This is a genomic window from Streptomyces paludis (assembly GCF_003344965.1).
GTDB classification, from domain to species: Bacteria; Actinomycetota; Actinomycetes; order Streptomycetales; family Streptomycetaceae; genus Streptomyces; species Streptomyces paludis.
The window spans coordinates 8,066,051-8,086,153 of the sequence record NZ_CP031194.1 but is presented as its reverse complement, the minus strand read 5'-3'; the positions used below and the strand labels follow the sequence as shown (position 1 = coordinate 8,086,153).

Below are 20,103 nucleotides of genomic sequence, written 5' to 3'. Positions count from 1 at the left end.
CCCGCGCCGGGACCGGGTGGTACGGAATCGTCCGCGCGGCTTCCGCTCTGTCCACGACTTCTCCCCGGCACGCCCGGCGGCCACCGTGGCCGCGCACAGAGCAATGAACCAGGCGTCCGGGCAAAGGCCGGGGAGAACACGCGGTGAGGGGGCCGAAGGGCGGCTCTCAGTCCGTGCCGGGCCCGTTCCTGCGCAGGAGCAGCAGCGCCCGGTCGTCGTCGCCGTCGCGTTCCACCACCGCCGCGAAGAGCCGGTCGGCCAGTTCCGGGAGCCCGGCCGGGCCGTCGAGGACGCGGCGGCGGAGCACCTCCAGGCTGTCGCCCAGGTCGGTGCCCGGCTCCTCCACCAGGCCGTCGGTGCAGAGCAGGATCGTGTCGCCGGGCGCGAGCGTCCCGTGGGTGACCGGGTAGCTGATCCCGCCGGGCCCGGCGAACTCGGCGGAGAGCCCGAGCGGCAGTCCGCCGGCGGTGGGCAGCCACTCGCAGCTGCCGTCGGCGCGCCGTACCAGCGGGTCGAGATGCCCGGCGCGCACGATCCGCAGCTCTCCGGTGCGCAGATCGGCCTCCACATAGGTGCAGGTCGCGAAGCGGTCGGTGTCCAGCCGGCCGAGCAGGACCGAGGCACGGGCCAGCGCGGTGTCCGGCGGGTGGCCCTCGGCGGTGTAGGCCCACAGCGCCATGCGCAACTGGCCCATCACCACGGCCGCGTCGGTGTCGTGGCCCTGGACGTCGCCGATCGTCAGCCCCACCCGCCCGCCGGGCAGCGGCAGTACGTCGTACCAGTCGCCGCCGACGCTGCGGCCGATCCGCGCGGAGCGGTACCGTACGGCCGTCCGCGCGCCCCGGACGGCCGGGATGTGGCGGGGCAGCATCGCCTGCTGGAGGTCCTCGGCGAGATCGTGCTGCTGTTCGTAGAGCCGGGTGCGCTGGAGGCTCTGCGCGATCCCGCCGCTCAGCGCGACCAGCAGATTGCGCTCCTCCTCGTGGAAGCCGCCCGGCCGGGGGTAGAGCAGTCCGAGCGCGCCGATCGGCCTGGCCTCGACGATCAGCGGGAGGTACGCGCCGGAGGCGACCGACAGGGGTTCGATGTGCGGCCAGAGCCGCGGGTAGGCGGCGCGGAACTCGGCCCGGGAGGTGAGGAAGCGGGGGCGTCCGGTGCGTACCACCTCGCTCATCGGGTACGGGTCGGCGATCCGCGTGTAGTGCAGCTCGGGGACGAAGGAGCCCGAGCGGGCCTCGGCGAGCAGCCGGATCCGTTCGCCCTCGACGACGCCGAGCATCACGCTCACCGCCATGAGGTGCCCGAGCGCCTCCTCGTCCCGCAGGATGTCCAGGACGTCGTCGACGGTCCCGGCGGAGGCCAGCAGCGCGGTGGTCCGGGCGACCACACCGGTCAGCCGCTGCCGGTCCTCGTCCAGATCGCTTCTGGCGGCGATCTCGGCCAGTTCGTGCCGGGCGCCGCGCACGATGCCGATGATCCGGAGCGGCCGGCCCGCCTCGTCGTGTCTGATGTGCGCCTGGGTGTGCGTCCAGCGGACCGTGCCGTCCCGGTCGCGGATGCGGAAGTACGCGCCGCAGTCGGCGGTCCCCTCCTTGAGCGCCCGGGCCACCAGGGCCTTGAGGCGGGCCGCGTCGTGCGGCGGGATCCGGTCGGCGAGGGCCGCCGGCTCGCCCGTGTACTCCTCGGGCCGCAGGCCGAACACGGCGAGCGCGGTGGGGTCGAGATACAGCGATCCGGTGTCGAGATCCCAGTCAAAACTGCCCATGCGGTTCAGAGCGAGGCTCAGGTCCGGATGGGCGGGCCAGTCGTCCGGCGGCGCGGCGGCCGGTAGTGGTGCACCCCGATCGGCCATGGGGCCAGCCTCTCACCGATCGGCCCGCGGCACGCGCGGAGTGCCTCCGGGGTGGTACGGACGGCGTCGCGGGCCACGCGGGGAACGACCGGTAGAAAGCGATCTCTAGAAAGCGCTTCCTATCGGCCGGGGAGGGGAGCAGACTCGTCTGCGCGCCTCCGTGTCTCCACGCGCCGAGTGCGTCACCACCCACCCCTGAAGAGGATTCCGCTCTCCATGCAGAAACCCGATTCCGTCCCGCGTACGAGCCCGCTGGACCACCACTACTCCGGGGAACACCCGCTCCGCACCCTCGCCTATCTCTTCCGGCCCGACCGCCGCAGGCTCTCGCTCGCCGTGCTGGTCTTCGCCGTCAAGCACATCCCCGTCTGGCTGCTGCCGCTGATCACGGCCAACATCATCGATGTCGTCGTGGAGCACCGGCCGATCGCCGAACTCTGGTACAACACCGGCGTCCTGGTGTTCGTCCTCGTCCTGAACTTCCCGCTGGCGCTGCTCTACGCGCGCCTGATGAGTTCCAGCATCCGCCGTATGGGCCGGGAGCTGCGCTCGGCGCTCTGCCGCCGGATGCAGTACCTGTCCATCGGCTACCACGCCCGGGTCAGCGCCGGGGTCCTCCAGACCAAGGTGGTCCGGGATGTCGAGGGCGTCGAGCAGATGACCCAGCAGAGCGCCGACATGGGGCTCGGCGCGATCATGACACTGGTGGGCGGGCTGGTGGTGATCGGCTTCCGGGCCCCCGCGGTGCTGCCCGTGTTCCTGGTCGTCGTCCCGCTGGCGGCGCTGCTGGTGCGCCGGCTGCGCTCGCGGATCCGCAGCAACAACGAGGAGTTCCGGCTGGAGGTCGAACGGATGTCCTCGCACGTCGGTGAGATGACCACACTGATCCCGATCACCCGCGCCCACGGTCTGGAGCGGACGGCGCTGCACCGGGTCGACCACACGCTGGAACGGGTGCTGTCCGCCGGGTTCCGGCTGGATCTGCTCAACGGCCGCTTCGGGGCGCTGTCCTGGATCCTCCTCAACACGATGGCGGTGGGCTGTCTCGCGGGCTCGGCGGTCGTCGCGTACCACGGCTGGCTGGGTCTCTCGGCCGGTGATGTCGTCATGATCAGCGCCTTCTTCACGGCGCTGACCGCCTCGCTGACCACCTTGATGGGGCTGACCCCGGTCATCTCCAAGGGGCTGGAGTCGGTGCGGTCCATGGGCGAGGTGCTCCAGGCGCCCGATCTGGAGAGCAACGAGGGCAAGGCGGGCGTCGACCGGGTCGAGGGCCGGATCGACTTCGAGGGGATGGGCTTCCGCTACCCGGAGGCCACGGAGGCGTCGGTCCGCGGCTTCGACCTCTCCGTACGGCCCGGCGAGACGATAGCCCTGGTGGGGGCGTCGGGCGCGGGAAAATCCACCATTCTCAATCTGCTGATCGGCTTCATCCGGCCCTCGGAGGGCCGGATCCTGCTGGACGGCGCGGACATGGCGGAGCTGGATCTGCGCACGTACCGGCGCTTCCTGTCGGTGGTGCCGCAGGAGTCGATCCTCTTCGAGGGGACCGTCCGGGAGAACGTCACCTACGGTCTGGAGGGCGGCGCCGACGACGACGCGCTGCGACGGGCGCTGGTCGCGGCGAACGCGACGGAGTTCGTCGACCGGCTGCCCGAGGGGCTGGACACGGTGGTCGGGCAGCGCGGCGCCCGGCTGTCCGGAGGACAGCGGCAGCGGCTCGCCATCGCCCGGGCCCTGATCAGGGACCCGCGCGTGCTGGTGCTGGACGAGGCGACCTCGGCGCTGGACAACCGGTCCGAGGCGCTGATCCAGGACGCGCTGTCCCAGCTGGTACGGGGCCGGACGGTGTTCGTCGTCGCGCACCGGCTGTCCACCATCCGGGGCGCGGACCGGATCGTCGTGATGGACCGCGGCCGGATCGTCGAGGTGGGCAGCCACCAGGAACTGCTGGCCCGGGGCGGTACGTACGCCACCACGCTCCAGCCGCGCCGCTCGGGCTGAGGCTGCGCTGATCAGGTGGGGAAGCGAACCGATCCGAAATGGATGGCGTGTTGGGCGTTACCGCGTGTGGATCCCGGCGTTGAACCGCGTGAAGGCCGCACATCGTGCGGCTGTGCTCCACACGTTCAAGGAGATTCTTGATGTCGCGTATCGCGAAGGCAACCGCTGTTCTCGTCGGCACGGGCGCCGTCCTGGCCGGTGGCGCCGGTATGGCCGCTGCCGACGCCGGCGCCGGCGCCACCGCTGTCGGCTCCCCCGGTGTGCTCTCCGGCAATGTCCTCCAGGTGCCGGTGCATCTCCCCGTCAACCTCTGCGGCAACTCGATCGACGTCGTCGGTCTGCTGAACCCGGCGTTCGGCAACACGTGCGTCAACGCCTCGGGTCACCACGGCGGCTACGGCTACTGAGCCACGGTCACCGACCGCTGAATGACGGTGCGCGGCCCGCGGGCCGCGCGATCCGGTGAGGGACGGCCCCCCGCGTGCGAACGCGGGGGGCCGTCGCGCGTGTACGGCCGGCTCCGTCGCCCGGCTCTACTCGGCGTAGCGGTAGAGCCCGCTGTGGTCGAGGAGTGCGGACGGGGCGACGTTCCACGGCGGGAGGGGTTCCTCCCGGCTGATCACCCGGCCGCGCTGCGGATCGCCCGCGCCAAGCCGCCGCTCGGGCAGATAGCCGGACGCCGGGTGTGCGCGCTGCCAGCGGTCCCAGAGCAGATCGACGAAGGAGTGGTGGAGCCAGAAGACGGGATCGTTCGGGGAGGCCGTGCTGAGCATGGCGCCGCCGACCCAGCGGTGGACCCGGTTGTGGTTGCGGCCGCGCGCGTCGCCGGTGATCCAGCCCTCCAGCCGGTTGCGGAAGCCGGTGGTGACCGTCGAGTCCCAGGGCGCCGCGTCGTACACCGTCTCGTCGAGCGCGGCGGCGATCTCGGCCCTGCTGGGCAGGGAGACCGGGGAGGACGGGCGGCCGAGGTCACGGGTCAGGAACTTCCCCGTCGTCACACCGTTCCTGATGGTCCAGTTGCCCTCCTTGTGGGCGAACGGCCCGGTGGTGACCTGCTGGTCGCGCGCCCTGCCGGTGCCGCCGAGGAAGTCCTCGGCCCAGAGACCGGCGGCGGGGGTGTTGTCGGCCGTCCAGTCCCAGTACGGGACGGTCACCTTGGGGTCCACGCGCTGGAGGGCGCGCTCGAACTCCAGCAGGAACCGCCGGTGCCAGGGCAGGAAGGACGGCGCCATGTGCCCGGCGCGCAGGCCGCCCTGCTGGTCGGAGACGTTGTACTCGTCGTGCAGCCGGACGAAGTCCTCGTACTCGCCGGAGCGTTTCACCGCGAGGACGGCCGCGACGAAGCCCTTCTTCTCGGCGGCGGTGAGATCGCGCTGATTCTTCCTGGTGTACACGGACAGGCCCTCCCCGGGTTCGGACACGTCAGATGTGGTGGGCCGGTACGGCCCCGGCGAGCTGGGCGCCCCTGAGGTCGTCCACCGCCGCCCTGGCCGCCTCGATCGGCGTGGGGAACGGCTCGTAGTGGTTGACCGCGCTCAGATAGCTGCCGTCCGCGCGCCGCATCACATGCAGGGGCCGCCCGTCGATGCGGATGTCGGGCAGGGAGCCGGGGGCCGGGTCGCCGGCCAGGATCCGGATATGGCGTCCCCGGTACATCTCGTCGGCCACCGGACGGGCGCCGTGCCCGTCGCCGGAGCGGCCGGCCCGGAGGATCGGGGTCAGCGCCGCCGTCGTGCCCGTGACCACCCCGAGGGCGAACAGCGCGCGCAGGAACCGGCGCCGGGTGCGGTCGCGGACGGTCGCCCCCGTGCTCCCGGCCCCGTGCCCCCGGCCGTCCCCCGGCCCCGTCCAACTTCCGTCTGTCATCCGGCCTCCGCTCGTCGCACACCCTTCGGTGGGGACAACGAGACGGCGGGGCAAGGGTTATCGGACGGCCGGGAGCGGGACGGAGGGGGGGGACGGGGCGGGACCGCGGGCGGCGGGCGGGTCAGACGATGCCGGTGACCGTCACCGTGATCCGCACCCGGTCACCCGGCCCGGGCAGGACGGCGCCGGCCGCCGCCCCGGCCGTCTCCCGTACGGCGCGGGTGACATCGAGCGTCCGGTGCGCGGCACGGGTGACGAGCTGAATGTCGATCTGCCAGACACCCTCACCGCCGGCCGGCGGCCGTACCCGTACGCCCGCGGTCCCTCCTCCCGTCGCGCCGTCCGTCCCGGCACCGGCGCGTCCGGCGCGGGAGGCGGCGGAGGCGCGGAGCCGGTCGACGATCCCGGGCCGCAGGAACGCCACCCCCGGGACCCCGCGCGCGGCGTCCGCCGCCGCGAGGGACAGTTCGTCCTGGATCTTCCGCTGTGCGCTCATCGGTGTCCTCCCTCCTCGTGCTCCGCGGCTGCCAGGACATCCACGATCACCACGTCGATACGTCCCACCTCGATGCCGATGGCCTCCCTGGCGGCTTCCGCCACCCGTTCCCGTACCGACTCGGCCAGTTCGGGCAGCGGCCACCGCAGTCCGGCGGCCACCTCCAGCCTGACCCGGACCGGGCCCCGGTCCCCCGAGCCCGTGCCAGCCGCCGTCGGGCGCCGGGCGGCGTCCGGGTCCAGCGGGGTGATCCGGCAGCTGCCGGCCCGTACGGACGGCAGGGTCTCGGCGGCGGCGCGGAAGGCGCGGGCGGCCGCGGCCTCCACGATCCAGGCGTCGTCCTCGGGCCCGCCGAGCGGCAGCGGCCGACCGGGGCGCAGCTCCAGCCGCACGATGTCCATGACCCGGCCGGTCAGCTCGGCGAGACCGGTCGGGTCGGGTGCCTCGTCGGCGCGTGCCTCGCGTACGGCGTCGTCCAGGGCGGCCAGATCGGCCAGGGCGGCGGCGCAGTGCGGGCAGGTGGTCAGATGGGGGTCGCCGGCGGTCTCCCCGGCGTCCCACGCTTCCCAGACGGCGCTCAGTTCGCGACCGCAGGGCAGCGGTTCCTCGTCATGGAACTGCTCGTGGATCTGCTCGTGGATCTGCTCGTGCCCGGGTGTCTCCCCCGGCTCCCCGGGGCGGCCCGGGCGCGCGTTCAGCGCCATGCGCTCATCGCCTCCGTCAGGTAGCGGCGTGCTCGGAAGACCCGGCCGCGGACCGCCTGAAGGCTGATTCCGACCGTCTCCGCGATGTCCTCGTACGACAGTCCGTGCAGCTCGCGCAGGACCCAGCAGGCACGCTGCTCCGGCGAGAGCCCGGCCATGGCCCCGGCCAGGGCTCGGGTGGCGGCGTGGGACTCGGCCACGCGGGCGGGTGAGGACTGGTGTTCGGGCGCGGCCGGTTCCGGTACCGAGTAGAGATCGGCGGCCGGGCGGCGGGCGCGTAGCTGGTTGAGGCACCGGTTGGTGACGATCCGGTACATCCAGGTCCTGAAGGCGGATTCGCCGCGGAACTCCGGCAGCTTCCGCCAGGCGTTCACGAACGCGTCCTGTACGGCGTCCTCGGCCTCGGTACGGCTGCCGAGCAGCCGGGTGGCCAGCTGGAGCATGACCGGGCCGTGCCGGCGCACCAGCGTCTCGAACGCCTCTTCGTCGCCTTCGCCCGCGCGTACGGCGAGCAGGCCGTCGTCGGACCGGTCCGGCTCCCGTTCCCGCTCCCGTTCCCGGTCCGGCTCCGGTTCCCGGTCCGGCGCGCGGGCCGGCAGTTGTTTCCCGTTGCCGGGCACTCAGCGGCTCCTCTCGACATCCCCGTACCCCCGCTTTTCCGGGGGCCGAGGGCTTGGACACCTGACACGGGCCATCGTCACGCGCGGAACGCCGTCGGAAGAATTTTCCCGAATCCCGTCGTGTCCGCGTGACGATGTCCCCGATGGTGGGTCCAACGAGTTGAGAGTCCCCGAGATCCGGGCGACCGGACGAGAAGTCAGGAGGCTGTTCCATGACAGCGACGCAGGAAGCTCCCGTGTTCAAGAAGGCCGTGCCCGGACCGGGCGGCGCGAGCCCCGCCCCCGTGGGCTCCACGACCGTGGGCGCCGGTGCGGCGGGCGCGGACGAGCCGGCCGCCACCCGCGGCAGGACCTCGATCGCGGATGTCGTGGTCGTCAAGATCGCGGGCATGGCGGCGCGGGAGATCCCCGGCGTGTACGACATGGGCGGCGGGCTCTCCCGTACGATCGGCGCGGTGCGCGACCGGGTGCCCGGCGGGCGGCCCAATGTGGGGCGGGGCGTCAAGGTGGAGGTCGGCGAGCGGCAGACCGCGATCGATCTGGACCTGGTGGTGGAGTACGGCGTGGCGATCACCGAGGTGGCGCGTGATGTCCGGGAGAACGTCATCGCGGCGGTCGAGCGGATCACCGGCCTCGAAGTCGTCGAGGTGAACGTGACGGTCAACGACGTGCATCTCCCGGACGACGAGCACGACACGGGCGGCGCCGAGGCGCGGGTCTCGTAGCGGCCTGCCGACGCCGCCGCCCGACACCGCCGGTCGGTGGCGCCGGCGTGATCAGGCAGGCTGTGACCTGGCCCGTCGAACCATGACGGCACGGTCGAGTACGCAGGAGGCAGCGTTGTCCGCCGAGGAATCCGGACGCAGGGACGTGAAGGAGACCACCGGGAGCGCGCCGGCGTGGCGCGACCGGCTGGCCGGCGCGCTGCGTCGTACGCCGGTGGCGCTGTGGAACGACGACGCCATGGACCGGGCGGCGGCGCTCACGTACTACGCGGTGCTGGCGATCTTCCCGGCGCTGCTGGTCACCGTCTGCGCCATCGGGCTGGTCGGCCCGGACGCCAGCGGGCAGTTCACCGATCAGGCGGCGGGGCTGGTGCCGGGGCAGTCGCGGCAGCTGGTGCACAGCGCGCTGGTGGAGATGGCGGAGCAGCGGTCGGCGGCCTGGCTGCTGGGGTCGGTCGGCGCGGTCGGCGCGCTGTGGTCGTCGTCCAGCTATCTCAGCGTGTTCCGCCGGGGGCTGCACGCGATGCACGGCGCGGTGGACCACCGGCCGCCGTGGCGGACCGCGCCGCGGATCGCGCTGACCGCGCTCGGCATGCTGACGCTGCTGGTGACCAGCGCCTTCACGCTCGTTCTCACCGGGGAGGCCGCGACAACGCTGGGGCGGCTGCTGGGGATGGGGATGACGGTGTCGCTGGTGTGGCGGTCGCTGAAGTGGCCGCTGCTGCTGGCACTGGCGGCGGTGCTGGTGCTGATGGTGTTCCGGACGGGGCCGGTCGGTACGCGCCGGCTGCGGAGGGCGCTGCCCGGCGGGATTCTGGCGGTCGCGCTCTGGCTGCTGACATCGGCGGGGTTCGCGGTCTACACGTCGCACGCGGGCACGTACAACCGGCTGTACGGCTCGCTCGCCGGGATCATCGTGTTCCTGGTCTGGCTCTGGGTCACCAATCTGTCGCTGCTGGCCGGTGCCCAGTTCAACGCCGAACTCGCCCGGGGCGCCGCGGCGGACACGGCGGGGGCGGACACAACGGGGGCCGACGCGGACGGGGCCGGGGCCGCGCGGGTGCCCGCGCCGACGGGGCCGGCCAGTGCGGAGAAGCGGCCGGGGTGAGCCGCTCCCCCTCGCCGACCGCCGTCAGTGCCGCGCGCCGGCCAGTGTGGAGGCGCGGACGACCAGTTCGGGCTGGAGCACGATGCGCCGGTGCCGGTGCGCGGCGGCATCGTCGCCGGTCTCCTCGATCAGCAGATCGGCCGCGGCGCCGCCGAGCCGGCGGGCGGGCTGGCGCACCGAGGTGAGCGGCACGGCCGCCGCCGCGGCGAACTCGATGTCGTCGTAGCCGACGAGGGCGATGTCCTCGGGCACCCGTACCCCCGCGTGGTAGAGGGTCTGGAGGACCCCGAGCGCGAGCAGGTCGTTGGCGCAGAACACGGCGGTCGGCCGGGGCGCCATGCCGAGCAGCCGCGCCCCGGCGTCCCGGCCCGCGGTGACATCGAGCCGCGCGGCCTCGACATGGCGCAGCGCGGCGGGCGGCAGGCCGACCTCGGCGAGGGCCCGCAGCGCGCCGTCGCGGCGGTTCTGGCACTGCGTCAGATGCATCGGTCCGCTGACGTACGCGATGTCGCGGCTGCCGCGGCGCAGCAGATGGCGGACGGCCAGCGCGCCGCCGTTGACGTCGTCGACGGAGACCGAGCAGCCGTCGGCGCTGGGCACGACCCGGTCCACGAAGACGAACGGGATGCCATGGCGGCGGAACGCGTCGAGGTTGCGGCCGCTCATGTCGGCGGGGGTGACCAGGACGCCGCGTACCCGCTGTTCGGAGAAGAGGGTGAGATAGGCGGCCTCCTCCGCCGGGCTCTCCGCGCTGTTGCAGAGCATCACCCCGAGCCCGGCGGCGCGCGCGGAGCGTTCCGCGCCCGAGGCGACGCCCACGAAGAACGGGTTGGCCATGTCGAGGACGAGTACGGCCAGGATGCGGCTGCGGCCCGCGCGCAGCTGGCGCGCGGACTCGCTGCGTACGTAACCGAGGCGTTCGATGGCGGACAGGACGCGCCGGCGGGTCTCCTCGGTGACGGAGTCGGGGCGGTTGATCACGTTCGAGACGGTGCCCACCGAGACACCGGCCGCCCCGGCCACGTCCTTGATGCCCACCGGCCGTCTCATCGGACGGCGACTTCCACCAGGTCGAGGCCGGTCAGTCCGGCCAGCGCGCGCAGTTCGGGGAGCAGCGCGCCGGTGGCCAGGGCCCAGTGGTGGCCGACCCCGCTGGCGCTCCACGCGTCGGTCCACTCCCCCGGGTCGCAGCCGAAGGAGACCCGGGAGGTGGTGTTGCCGATCTCCAGGTGCGGTCCGTCGACCACCTCGCCCTCGGCGGCGATCAGCCGGTAGCGGCCGTCGCGGGTCTGGCCGAGGCCGACCAGGGTGACGGGTCCGTGCCGTACGTCGAATTCGACGGAGACGCCCCAGCCGCGCTTGCCGTGGTAGACGCCGAGTCCGCGCAGCAGCGGTTTGCGGGCGCTGATGGCGAGGTGTCCGGGGCCGTCGTGGCCCATCTCGACCACGTCGGCGGTGAAGTCCAGCGCCTGGAGTTCGGTGAAGGAGCCGCCCGCGCCGAGGCGGTCGGTGATCAGCATGGCCAGCGAGGTGCGCAGTTCGTACTCCCCGCAGGCGGGCACCCCGCGCGAGGTCAGCAGGGAGGAGCCCAGGATCATTCCGGCGCCGAGCCGTTCGTGGACCTCGCCGTTCAGTCCGCGGTGGTAGTACGCGAGGGAGTCCAGGTCGAAGTCGGCGACGAGCCGGTCGAGGCCGACGGCGACGCGGGCGGCCCAGCGCAGGTCGTCCTCGTCCACGGAGGCGGCGATGTCGAAGACCTCCCGGGTCCGGTCCAGCTGCGCCGTGATGTCGCCGTCCCGGGCCTCCTCGACCCGTACCCGCAGATCGTCGAACTCGACGACCTCCACATGGCCGCCGAGCTGTCCGGGGACCATGGTGAGGTCGGTGGCGACGTCGTACATGCCGGGGTAGAGGTGTCCCATCAGCCCGTGCCGGCCACCCCGGAGCGCCGCGCGGACCCCGGCGGCGCGGATCCAGCGGCCGATGCGTTCCCAGGCGCGCTCGTCCTCCAGATGGCCGGAGACCGAGCGGAAGGGGACGCCGACGCGTTCGAAGGCGTTGGCCATCTCGGGCAGCGGGCAGGCGCCGCAGTACGCGAGCCACTGGCCGGTGTCGAACGAGGCGTGGTCCATGGCGGGGCTGGGCTGGAGGTTGATGAGCAGCACGGGCGCGCCGCTGCGCTGGGCGACGGGCACGAGCATCGTGGCGGTCATATAGGTGGTGAGGAAGCCGACGATCAGGTCGCAGTCGGCGGCGCGCAGCCGCTCGGCCGCCGCCGCGCCCTCCTCGGCGTCCGAGATGAAGCCGGCGTCGACGACCTCGGCGTCGAACGCGCTCAGGCGTTCGGTGACGCGGGCGGCCGATCGGCGCAGCCGCGGGAGCAGCTCGGGGAACTGGGGCCAGTACGCTCCCAGTCCGCCCGCGACCAGGCCGATCCTGGGTTTCCTGGCGACGGCGGGGGTCCGTGCGGTCATGGGGTTCCTTCGGTCGGACAGCGGCTTTCGTGTCTCAGGACGGGAGCCGGAAGTCGATGACGCGCAGCGCCGAGGGCGTGGTGCCGCTCGACCTCTGCTGGTACATGTACGACAGAACACCGTCCTGGGCGAGCCGGGTGTCGTCCACCACGACCTCGCCGAAGGCGTTCAGCCCGTTGGCGTCGAAGAGGGTCTTCCAGTCGGTGTACCCGGACGCCTTGGACGCGGCGGCGATCCGGCCGTAGGGCAGGACGGCGTAGGCGTTGTCGTACCGGTCGAGGACGAGATGGGTGCGCTGGCTGGAGTTGAGCGGGACGGGTATCTCGGTCTTCTTCCAGGCGCCGGCGGCGTTCCTGACGAGATGGAAGGCGCGGCCGTTGGCCGTCCGGTCGGCGACGTAGTTGGTGGTGCACTGGCCGAAGCGGCCCGGGACGTAGCTGATGACCGCCTGCGGGAGGCCGGCGGAGTCGGTGGCCTGGCTCTCCTGGTTCATCAGCGAGTGGTCGGGGTTGAGGGCGTCGACGACCGTGCCGGCGTCGTTCACCGTCACCGGGTCGCTGCCGCCGGTGGTGCCGACCTGGGTGCCGGCCGCGTTGCGCCAGGTCCGGCCGCGGTCGGTGCTGTACACGTAGCCGGTGTCGTGGTTGGTGATGCCGCCGCTGTTGCACATGACGGCGGCGCTCTGCTCGCGCCAGGTGTAGAAGGCGTGGAGCCGGCCGTCGCTTCCGTAGTCGATGCCGTGCAGATACATGTTGCGGGCGGTGCTGGAGCCGTGCTCGCTGGTGTAGGTGCCGGTGGAGCCGGACCATTCGCCCAGGGCGGTCCACTTCGTGCCGTCGTACTCGGCGAGTCCGTTGCGGCCGTTGCCCGAGATGCCCGCCCGGTAGCTGAGCTGGAGGCGGCCCTCGGGGGTGGCGACGAACTGCGGGTAGGTGAACTGCGAGGTGAGCGCGAGCCCGTCCAGTGAGGTCTGTACGGAGCCGAACTGGCCGCCGGTCCAGGCGCGTGCGGCGGGGTCGTCGAGGAGTCCGGCGGCGGATTTGACGTAGAAGAAGCCGTTGCTGTGCGAGTCCATGTTGAGGTGCAGCCGGCCGTCGACACGGGAGAGGCCCATGGAGATGACGTTGTGGGAGTCGTTCGCGGTGAGCTGGTGGGGCAGGCGTACGGTCGCCCAGGAGGAGGCGCCGAGCGCGCGGCGGCCGACGACGGCGGTGCGGTCGGCGGTGTACCAGGCGGCGTACTGATAGCCCCGGTAGGTGAGCAGTCCGTTCTTCTGGAAGGCGTTGTTGTTGACCAGGCCGTTGTACGAGACGAAGTAGACGGCCTGGGCGTCGAGCTGAGTGTCGGCGAGCGGTGTGACGGCCGGGGCGGGGTCGGCGGCGAGGGCCGTACCGGTGGCGCCGGGCAGGGTGGCGGTGGCGAGGAGCACGGTGGCCGCGGTCGCGGTCGCGGCGGTCCTGAGTCTCATGTCCGTATCTCTCCGTTGAGTGCGGAACTCCGGTACGGGACGGGGCCGGACCCCGGTGGGGCCCGGCCCGGCCGGCCGCTCAGGCCAGGTGGAAGACCTCGGTGAGCGGTTTCATCGCCTCGTCCGGCCGGTCGCCGTCGAGGGATTCGAAGAAGGGGGCCATCTCCTTCTGCCAGCGGGCGTTGACCTCGGTGGCCGCCATGGCCGCCTGGGCCGCGGCGAAGTCCCCGTCCGCCAGCTCCAGATAGCCGACGAGCAGTCCGTCGTCGCGCAGGAAGAGCGAGTAGTTGTGCCAGCCGCTCTCCGACAGGGCGCGGAGCATGTCCGGCCAGACGGTGGCGTGCCGCTCTCGGTACTCGGTGATGCGGTCCTGGCGGACCTTCAGCAGGAAACAGACGCGCCGCACGGGTGCTGGCCCCTCTCGGAGGTCGGATCGGAAGTCCGATCGGAAGTCGGGTCGAAAGCGGTCGGAAGCAGATCAGAAGTCGAACTTGTCGATGTTCTTCTTGTCGAAGACGGTCGGCTCGCCGAGGATGACCTCGCCGTCCTTGCCGATGGTGTACTCGCCGAGCGTGCCGGCCTTGAACGTCTCGCCCTCGGCGCCGGTGATCTGCCCGGAGGCCAGGGAGGCGGCGGCGTACGAGCCGAGGTAGCCCAGCTCCTCCGGGTTCCAGAGGGAGAACTGCTCGACGGTGCCGTCCTTGACGTACTTGCGCATCTGGTTCGGGGTGCCGAGGCCGTTGAGGACGACCTTGCCCTTGTACGAGGAGTCGCTGAGGTAGCGGGCGGCGGCGGCGATACCGACGGTGGTGGGCGAGATGATGCCCTTGAGGTCGGGGTACGCCTGGAGGAGACCCTGGGTCTGCTGGAAGGATTTCTGGTCCGCGTCGTCGCCGTACGCGACCTTCACCAGCTCCATGTCCTTGTAGGCGGGCAGCTTCAGCTCGTCCTTCATGAACTCGATCCAGGTGTTCTGGTTCGTGGCGTTCTGGGTGGCCGAGAGGATCGCGATCTTGCCCTTGTGGCCGAGCTGTTCGCCGAGGTGCTGGACCAGGCTGCGGCCGATCTCCTCGGAGCTGGCCTGGTTGATGAAGAGCTGGCGGCAGTCCTTGGCGGTGTCGGAGTCGTACGCGACGACCTTGATGCCCTTCTTCATGGCCTGCTTGAGCGGACCGCACACCGCGTTCGGGTCGTTGGCCGCGATCAGGATGGCGTCCTGGCGCTGCTGGATGAGGGTGTTGATGTACGAGACCTGGGAGGAGGCGCTGGCGTCGGAGGGACCGACCTCCTTGCCGGTGGCGCCGTACTCCTTGGCCGCGGCGATACCGGCCTCGTCGACGATCTTCTCGTAGGGGTTGTTGATCTGCTTGGGCAGGAAGGCGAGCTTGAGGCCCTTCTTCAGGGGCGCGTCCGGGTCGGCCGAGGCGGCGGTGGAGGTGTCCGTACCGACGGTGCTGTCGTCCTGCTTCACGCTGTCCTTGGTGGTGCCGGAGCAGGCGGTCAGGGCGACGGCGAGGACACAGGCGGTGGCGGCGGTGACGGCCGCGCGGCGTCGGGCGGGGTGACGGATCGGCATGGCGGGGTGCCTTTCTGAAGGGTCGGGTGGCTCGGCGTGGTGCGACGGGCGGTACGGCGCGGTGCGACGGGCGGCGGACGGGGCTTCAGGGCGTGGGGGCGGCGGTGTCGTCGGCCGCGCGCCGGTGCCGGCGTTCGACGGCGGCGGCGATCAGGCGGGGGGTGAGGACGGAGGCGACGAGCAGCAGGCCGGTGACGATGACCTGGACCTCGTTCGGCACGTCGTTGAGGGTCAGCAGGTTCTTCAGGACGCTGATCAGCAGGACGCCGGCGACCGCGCCGAAGAGCGTGCCCCGGCCGCCGTCGAAGTCCACCCCGCCCAGCAGGACGGAGGCGATGACGAGCATCTCGAAGCCGAGCCCGTTGTCGGCGCGGGCGCTGCCGTACCGGAGGGTGAAGACGATCCCGGCGAAGGCGGCGAACGCGCCCGTGACGACGAAGAGAACGAGTTTGTAGCGCTTGACCCTGATCCCGGCGAAGTAGGCGGCCTCCTCCTGCGCGCCGATGGCGAACAGGGACCGGCCGAAGGCGGTGGAGTGCAGCAGGACGGCGGTCGCGATCGCCAGGACGATGAACAGCGCGACGGGGTAGGTGACGAAGGTGCCGGGGATCGTGGTGGTGTCGACGGCCCAGTCCGCGTACGTACGGGGGAAGTCGGTGACGGCGTCGCTGCCGAGCGCCACGGAGGCGAGGCCCCGGTAGAGGGCGAGGGTGCCGATGGTGACGGCGAGCGAGGGCAGTCCGACCCGGGTGACCAGCCAGCCGTTGAGGAGTCCGCCGGCGACGCCGACGAGGAGCACGACGGGGACGATGGTCTCGAAGGCCCAGCCGGCGTTCCACAGCGCGCCGGTCAGCGCGCTGCCCAGACCGAGCATGGAGGCGACGGAGAGATCGACCTGCCCGGCGACCACCAGCAGGGTCATCGGCAGGGCGATCAGGGCGACTTCGGCGATGTCGTTGAACGCGAAGGCGAGGTTCTCGCCGGACGCGAAGCCGTCGGTGCTGCCGAGTCCCACGACGAAGACCGCCACCAGCAGGGCGCCGACCGCGGTGTCCCAGCGCAGTCCGACGGCCCTGACGCGTTCACCGGGGGTCGCGCCCCGCTCGTGCGGTGCCGTCGCCGGGGGCGGCGGCGCGGTCTGCGTGTCAGGCGCCATTCCCATGTCGGGCGCTCCTCTTCCTCAGTGCTGCGGTCATGCGCAGGGAGACGATCCGGTCGACGCTGATGGCCGCGAGGAGCAGCGCGCCGGTGATGGCGCCCTGCCAGAACGCGTCGACCTTCAGGACGATCAGCGCGCTGCCGATGGTGGTGAGCAGCAGGGCGCCGAGCGCCGCGCCCCAGACCGTTCCGGTGCCGCCGGTGATGGCGACCCCGCCGACGACCACGGCGCTGACGACGGTGAGTTCCCAGCCGTGGGCGTTGTCCGCGACGACCGTGCCGAAGCGGGCGAGCCACAGGGCGCCGGCGAATCCGGCGACGGCGCCGGAGAAGGCGTACGCGCCGAGGACCCGGCGGCGGATCGGCACTCCGGCGAGCCGGGCGGCCTCGGGGTTGGAGCCGATGGCGTACAGCTCGCGGCCCGAGCGGTAGGAGCGCAGGAAGTACGCGGTGGCGGCGAGCAGGGCCAGCGCGATCAGCGGCAGATAGGGCACGCCGAGGACGCCGCCGCTGCCGAGGCGCAGGATGGCGTCGGGCACGTCGTTGGCGCTGATCTGCTCGCCCTGGGCCCACCAGTAGTCGAGGCCCTGGATGATGTAGAGCATGCCGAGGGTGACCACGAGCGCGGGCACCCGGCCGAAGCTGACCAGTGCGCCGCTGACCAGTCCGCAGACGGTGCCGAGGGCGATGCCGAGCAGCAGGACGGTGAGCACGCCGTGGTCGCTGCCGGCGACGAACTTGCCGCAGGCGAAGGCGGAGAGCCCGACGACCGAGCCGACCGAGAGGTCGATGTTGCGGGTGACGACGACCACGGACTGGCCGACGGCGAGCAGGACCAGGATGGAGGCGTTGAGCAGGAGGTCCTTGACGCCCTGGTCGTCGAGGAAGCGGGAGTTGGAGATCCAGGTGAAGAGGATGAGCAGCGCCAGGGCTCCGGCGATGCTGATCTCCCGGGCCCGGAACACGGCGTCCACGAGCGAGCGCGCCGAGCGGGCGCCGCCGGTGTCCGTGGGGGGCTGGTCGAGAAGTGTGGTCATGCCGTGGCCCTTTCGCCTTCGCCCAGTCCGGTCGCCGCCGCCATGACGGTCTCCTCGGTCGCCTCGGCGCGGGGGATCTCGGCGGTGAGCCGGCCCTCGCGCATGACGAGCACCCGGTCGGCCATGCCGAGGACCTCCGGCAGGTCGGAGGAGATCATGAGGACGGCGAGCCCCTCGGCGGCGAGCGAGGAGAGCAGCCGGTGCACCTCGGCCTTGGTGCCGACGTCGATCCCGCGGGTGGGTTCGTCGACGATGAGGACGGCCGGTTCGGTGGCCAGCCACTTGGCGAGGACGACCTTCTGCTGGTTGCCGCCGGAGAGCACACCGACCGGGTCGGCGAGGCGGTTGTACTTGAGCTGGAGGCGTACGGCCCAGTCCGCGGCCCGGCCGCGCTCCAGCGGACGGCGGACCAGACCGGCGCGGCCCAGCCGGTCCAGGCCGGTGAGCGCGATATTGCGTTCGATGGACATGTCCATCACCAGTCCGCGCTGCCGCCGGTCCTCGGGGACCAGCGCGAGTCCGGCCGCCATGGCGGCGGTCGGTGAACCGGCGGGCAGCGTACGGCCGTCGACGGTCACCTCGCCGGCGTCGGCCCGGTCGACGCCGAAGACGGCCTGCGCGACCTCGCTGCGGCCCGCGCCGACCAGCCCGGCGAGCGCGACGATCTCGCCGCGCCGTACGTCGAAGGAGATGTCGTGGAAGACGCCCTCACGGGTCAGTCTCCGGACCGACAGCGCGGTGTCGCCTGCGGTGGTCTGCTGCTTGGGGTACAGCTCGCCGAGGTCGCGGCCGACCATGGAGCGTACGAGATCGTCCTCGGTGAGTCCGGCCAGCGGCAGCGAGGAGATCCAGCGGCCGTCCCGCAGGGTGGTGACCCGCTGGCAGAGCGCGAAGATCTCCTCCAGCCGGTGCGAGATGAACAGGACGGCGGCGCCCTCGGCCCGCAGGGTGCGCACGACGGAGAAGAGCCGGGCGGTCTCGCCGCCGGTGAGGGCGGCGGTCGGTTCGTCCATGATGAGGACCCGCGCGTCGAAGGAGAGCGCCTTGGCGATCTCGACGATCTGCTGGTCGGCGATGGAGAGGCCACGGGCGGGCCGGTCGGGTTCGAGGTCGACGCCGAGCCGCTTCATCAGGGCGGCGGTGGTCTCCCGTACGGCGGCGCGGTCGATACGGCCGAAGGAGCGGCGGGGCTGACGGCCCATGAAGATGTTCTCCGCGATCGACAGATCGGGGAAGAGGGTCGGCTCCTGGTAGATGACGGCGATACCGGCGTCCCGGGCGTCGGCCGGGCCGTGGAAGACGACGGGCTCGCCGTCGAGCAGCACGGCGCCGCTGTCGGGCCGGTGCACCCCGGCGAGCGTCTTGATCAGCGTGGACTTGCCCGCGCCGTTCTCCCCGGCGAGGGCGTGGACCTCACCGGGGAGCAGACGCAGGGAGACATCCCGCAAAGCCCTGACAGCGCCGAAGGACTTGCTCACGTCCTTGAGGGCCAGGACCGGGGCGGGACCTGTGGCGGGCTGGTTCATGGGGGCTCCTCAGCGGTAATGGCCGGAGAGCACCACCCGCCGTGAAAGGTTTCAAAGAAGTTGCACGGAAGCTAAACGTCGCCCAGGGACGGCGTCAATGGGCCGCGCACGACATTTTCCGGGGGCTTCCCCCGCGCGCCGCAGGGGGCTCACGGGTGCTGCGCGGAGGGTTGACACACGTGGTCCACTCCCATAGCTTCACCGCGATGAAACGATTCATAAGGAATCGCGACACCGACTCGCCTGGCGAGTCCGCACCACGGGAGCGCTGAGAGATGACGGGTCGATCCGCCGTGTCCGCTGTGAAGGCGGCGCTGAAGTCACAGGCCGTCGAGACGCCGTCGTGGGCGTTCGGGAATTCCGGTACGCGGTTCAAGGTGTTCACCCAGCCGGGCGTGCCGCGCACCCCGGCCGAGAAGCTGGCGGACGCCGCCCGGGTGCACGCCCACACGGGCGTGGCGCCGACGGTGGCCCTGCACATCCCGTGGGACCGCGTCGACGACTACGCCGGGCTCGCGGACGGGGCGCGGGAGCTGGGGCTGCGGATCGGGGCGATCAACTCGAACGTGTTCCAGGACGACGACTACAAGCTCGGTTCCGTCACCCATCCGGACGCCGCCGTGCGCCGCAAGGCGCTGGGGCATCTGCTGGAGTGCGTGGACGTCATGGACGCCACCGGGTCGCGCGATTTGAAGCTCTGGTTCTCCGACGGCATCAACTACCCGGGCCAGGACGACATCTCCGCGCGCCAGGGACGGCTCGCCGAGGCCCTGTCGGCGGTGTACGAACGGCTCGGTGACGACCAGCGGATGCTGCTGGAGTACAAGCTGTTCGAGCCCGCCTTCTACGCCACGGACGTACCGGACTGGGGCACGGCGTACGCGCACTGCCTCAAGCTCGGTGAGAAGGCCCAGGTCGTCGTGGACACCGGGCACCACGCGCCGGGCACCAACATCGAGTTCATCGTCGCGCTGCTGCTGCGGGAGGGGAAGCTCGGCGGCTTCGACTTCAACTCGCGCTTCTACGCGGACGACGACCTGATGGCCGGCGCCGCCGACCCCTTCCAGCTGTTCCGGATCATGTACGAGGTGATCAGGGGCGGCGGGTACACCTCGCGGACGGCGTTCATGCTCGACCAGTGCCACAACATCGAGGAGAAGATCCCCGCGATCATCCGCTCGGTGATGAACGTCCAGGAGGCCACGGCCAAGGCGCTGCTGGTGGACGCGGACGCGCTGGACGCGGCGCAGCGCTCCGGGGACGTGCTGGCCGCCAACGCGGTGCTGATGGACGCCTTCAACACCGATGTCCGCCCGCTGGTGGCCGAGGCGCGCGCGGAGCTGGGCGCGGACGCCGACCCGGTCGCCGCGTACCACGCCTCCGGTTACGGCAAGAGGATCGCCGCGGAGCGGGTCGGCGGCACCCAGGCCGGCTGGGGTGCCTGAGCGCCCGTCGGCCGCCGCCGCCGGGCCCGTACCCGTACTCCGTG

At 72.0% G+C, this 20,103-nt stretch carries 18 protein-coding genes and 1 pseudogene; 5 read left to right on the top strand and 14 right to left on the bottom strand.

Annotation, left to right across the window (positions count from 1 at the left end; translation table 11 throughout):
• Positions 1 to 181: 181 nt before the first annotated feature.
• Positions 182 to 1,852 (bottom strand): annotated as a pseudogene (locus DVK44_RS34885) (SpoIIE family protein phosphatase); the annotation flags it as partial.
• 216 nt (positions 1,853 to 2,068) lie between these two features.
• Here DVK44_RS34885 and DVK44_RS34880 point away from each other — a divergent pair.
• Together DVK44_RS34880 and DVK44_RS34875 are read left to right on the top strand one after the other, a co-directional pair.
• Positions 2,069 to 3,856 (top strand): ABC transporter ATP-binding protein, encoded by a 1,788-nt coding sequence (locus DVK44_RS34880; RefSeq protein ID WP_114664603.1) that lies wholly within the window; start codon positions 2,069 to 2,071, stop codon positions 3,854 to 3,856.
• 140 nt (positions 3,857 to 3,996) lie between these two features.
• Positions 3,997 to 4,263, top strand: a complete 267-nt coding sequence (locus DVK44_RS34875) for a chaplin (protein WP_114664602.1) — start codon at positions 3,997 to 3,999, stop codon at positions 4,261 to 4,263.
• A 126-nt stretch (positions 4,264 to 4,389) separates the two neighbouring features.
• Here the strand turns inward: DVK44_RS34875 and DVK44_RS34870 are convergent, their stop codons facing one another.
• From DVK44_RS34870 to DVK44_RS34850, 5 genes are all read right to left on the bottom strand, one after another.
• The gene (locus tag DVK44_RS34870) at positions 4,390 to 5,250 is read right to left on the bottom strand and encodes a tyrosinase family protein (protein ID WP_114665639.1); all 861 of its coding nucleotides are present in this window, start codon (positions 5,248 to 5,250) and stop codon (positions 4,390 to 4,392) included.
• A gap of 28 nt (positions 5,251 to 5,278) precedes the next feature.
• A complete protein-coding gene (locus DVK44_RS34865; RefSeq protein WP_114664601.1) occupies positions 5,279 to 5,722 on the bottom strand; it encodes a tyrosinase family oxidase copper chaperone in 444 nt (147 codons plus the stop codon).
• Positions 5,723 to 5,843: 121 nt separating this feature from the next.
• The gene (locus DVK44_RS34860) at positions 5,844 to 6,218 is read right to left on the bottom strand and encodes an Asp23/Gls24 family envelope stress response protein (protein WP_114664600.1); all 375 of its coding nucleotides are present in this window, start codon (positions 6,216 to 6,218) and stop codon (positions 5,844 to 5,846) included.
• The gene (locus DVK44_RS34855; protein WP_114664599.1) at positions 6,215 to 6,922 is read right to left on the bottom strand and encodes an Asp23/Gls24 family envelope stress response protein; all 708 of its coding nucleotides are present in this window, start codon (positions 6,920 to 6,922) and stop codon (positions 6,215 to 6,217) included. Before DVK44_RS34855 ends, DVK44_RS34860 begins: the two co-directional genes overlap by 4 nt.
• Positions 6,913 to 7,542, bottom strand: a complete 630-nt coding sequence (locus tag DVK44_RS34850; protein WP_408055381.1) for an RNA polymerase sigma factor — start codon at positions 7,540 to 7,542, stop codon at positions 6,913 to 6,915. Before DVK44_RS34850 ends, DVK44_RS34855 begins: the two co-directional genes overlap by 10 nt.
• Positions 7,543 to 7,754: 212 nt before the next feature.
• On the opposite strand from DVK44_RS34850, the gene DVK44_RS34845 reads away from it, so the two are divergent.
• Positions 7,755 to 8,267: an Asp23/Gls24 family envelope stress response protein gene (locus tag DVK44_RS34845; RefSeq protein ID WP_114664598.1), complete on the top strand. Its 513-nt coding sequence runs from the start codon at positions 7,755 to 7,757 to the stop codon at positions 8,265 to 8,267.
• Positions 8,268 to 8,382: 115 nt separating this feature from the next.
• Entirely contained in the window at positions 8,383 to 9,375 is a 993-nt protein-coding gene (locus DVK44_RS34840; protein ID WP_228447503.1) for a YihY/virulence factor BrkB family protein, read from the top strand.
• Positions 9,376 to 9,399: 24 nt separating this feature from the next.
• On the opposite strand, the gene DVK44_RS34835 is transcribed toward DVK44_RS34840, so the two are convergent.
• The 8 genes from DVK44_RS34835 to DVK44_RS34800 all read right to left on the bottom strand — a co-directional run bounded on the left by DVK44_RS34835 (position 9,400) and on the right by DVK44_RS34800 (position 18,614).
• On the bottom strand, positions 9,400 to 10,425 hold the full coding sequence (locus tag DVK44_RS34835) for a LacI family DNA-binding transcriptional regulator (protein WP_114664596.1): 1,026 nt from the start codon (positions 10,423 to 10,425) through the stop codon (positions 9,400 to 9,402).
• Positions 10,422 to 11,849: an L-fucose/L-arabinose isomerase family protein gene (locus tag DVK44_RS34830; protein WP_114664595.1), complete on the bottom strand. Its 1,428-nt coding sequence runs from the start codon at positions 11,847 to 11,849 to the stop codon at positions 10,422 to 10,424. Before DVK44_RS34830 ends, DVK44_RS34835 begins: the two co-directional genes overlap by 4 nt.
• Before the next feature lie 34 nt (positions 11,850 to 11,883).
• Complete coding sequence (locus tag DVK44_RS34825; protein WP_114664594.1) at positions 11,884 to 13,317, bottom strand: BNR repeat-containing protein; 1,434 nt, start codon at positions 13,315 to 13,317, stop codon at positions 11,884 to 11,886.
• Between the two features lie 79 nt (positions 13,318 to 13,396).
• Positions 13,397 to 13,723: an L-rhamnose mutarotase gene (locus DVK44_RS34820; RefSeq protein ID WP_114664593.1), complete on the bottom strand. Its 327-nt coding sequence runs from the start codon at positions 13,721 to 13,723 to the stop codon at positions 13,397 to 13,399.
• A 72-nt stretch (positions 13,724 to 13,795) separates the two neighbouring features.
• Positions 13,796 to 14,893 carry a rhamnose ABC transporter substrate-binding protein gene (gene rhaS / locus DVK44_RS34815; RefSeq protein ID WP_114664592.1) on the bottom strand — a complete coding sequence of 366 codons (1,098 nt, stop codon included), beginning with the start codon at positions 14,891 to 14,893 and terminating at the stop codon, positions 13,796 to 13,798.
• Positions 14,894 to 14,978: 85 nt separating this feature from the next.
• A complete protein-coding gene (locus DVK44_RS34810; protein ID WP_114664591.1) occupies positions 14,979 to 16,055 on the bottom strand; it encodes an ABC transporter permease in 1,077 nt (358 codons plus the stop codon).
• Complete coding sequence (locus DVK44_RS34805; protein WP_114664590.1) at positions 16,039 to 17,088, bottom strand: ABC transporter permease; 1,050 nt, start codon at positions 17,086 to 17,088, stop codon at positions 16,039 to 16,041. Before DVK44_RS34805 ends, DVK44_RS34810 begins: the two co-directional genes overlap by 17 nt.
• Positions 17,085 to 18,614: a sugar ABC transporter ATP-binding protein gene (locus DVK44_RS34800; protein WP_114664589.1), complete on the bottom strand. Its 1,530-nt coding sequence runs from the start codon at positions 18,612 to 18,614 to the stop codon at positions 17,085 to 17,087. The genes DVK44_RS34805 and DVK44_RS34800 overlap by 4 nt, the downstream gene beginning before the upstream one ends.
• Positions 18,615 to 18,889: 275 nt before the next feature.
• Here DVK44_RS34800 and rhaI point away from each other — a divergent pair, with 275 nt between their 5' ends.
• Positions 18,890 to 20,059, top strand: a complete 1,170-nt coding sequence (rhaI, locus tag DVK44_RS34795; RefSeq protein WP_114664588.1) for an L-rhamnose isomerase — start codon at positions 18,890 to 18,892, stop codon at positions 20,057 to 20,059.
• The last annotated feature ends 44 nt before the right edge of the window (positions 20,060 to 20,103 follow it).

What these genes read in the sequence shown, in the direction of transcription:
- DVK44_RS34825 (WP_114664594.1), bottom strand. Translation starts at nt 13,317, where the DNA reads ATGAGACTCAGGACCGCCGCGACCGCGACCGCGGCCACCGTGCTCCTC.
- DVK44_RS34880 (WP_114664603.1), top strand. Translation starts at nt 2,069, where the DNA reads ATGCAGAAACCCGATTCCGTCCCGCGTACGAGCCCGCTGGACCACCAC.
- DVK44_RS34830 (WP_114664595.1), bottom strand. Translation starts at nt 11,849, where the DNA reads ATGACCGCACGGACCCCCGCCGTCGCCAGGAAACCCAGGATCGGCCTG.
- DVK44_RS34805 (WP_114664590.1), bottom strand. Translation starts at nt 17,088, where the DNA reads ATGACCACACTTCTCGACCAGCCCCCCACGGACACCGGCGGCGCCCGC.
- DVK44_RS34810 (WP_114664591.1), bottom strand. Translation starts at nt 16,055, where the DNA reads ATGGGAATGGCGCCTGACACGCAGACCGCGCCGCCGCCCCCGGCGACG.
- DVK44_RS34875 (WP_114664602.1), top strand. Translation starts at nt 3,997, where the DNA reads ATGTCGCGTATCGCGAAGGCAACCGCTGTTCTCGTCGGCACGGGCGCC.
- rhaS (WP_114664592.1), bottom strand. Translation starts at nt 14,893, where the DNA reads ATGCCGATCCGTCACCCCGCCCGACGCCGCGCGGCCGTCACCGCCGCC.
- DVK44_RS34800 (WP_114664589.1), bottom strand. Translation starts at nt 18,614, where the DNA reads ATGAACCAGCCCGCCACAGGTCCCGCCCCGGTCCTGGCCCTCAAGGAC.
- DVK44_RS34860 (WP_114664600.1), bottom strand. Translation starts at nt 6,218, where the DNA reads ATGAGCGCACAGCGGAAGATCCAGGACGAACTGTCCCTCGCGGCGGCG.
- DVK44_RS34865 (WP_114664601.1), bottom strand. Translation starts at nt 5,722, where the DNA reads ATGACAGACGGAAGTTGGACGGGGCCGGGGGACGGCCGGGGGCACGGG.
- DVK44_RS34835 (WP_114664596.1), bottom strand. Translation starts at nt 10,425, where the DNA reads ATGAGACGGCCGGTGGGCATCAAGGACGTGGCCGGGGCGGCCGGTGTC.
- rhaI (WP_114664588.1), top strand. Translation starts at nt 18,890, where the DNA reads ATGACGGGTCGATCCGCCGTGTCCGCTGTGAAGGCGGCGCTGAAGTCA.
- DVK44_RS34845 (WP_114664598.1), top strand. Translation starts at nt 7,755, where the DNA reads ATGACAGCGACGCAGGAAGCTCCCGTGTTCAAGAAGGCCGTGCCCGGA.
- DVK44_RS34855 (WP_114664599.1), bottom strand. Translation starts at nt 6,922, where the DNA reads ATGGCGCTGAACGCGCGCCCGGGCCGCCCCGGGGAGCCGGGGGAGACA.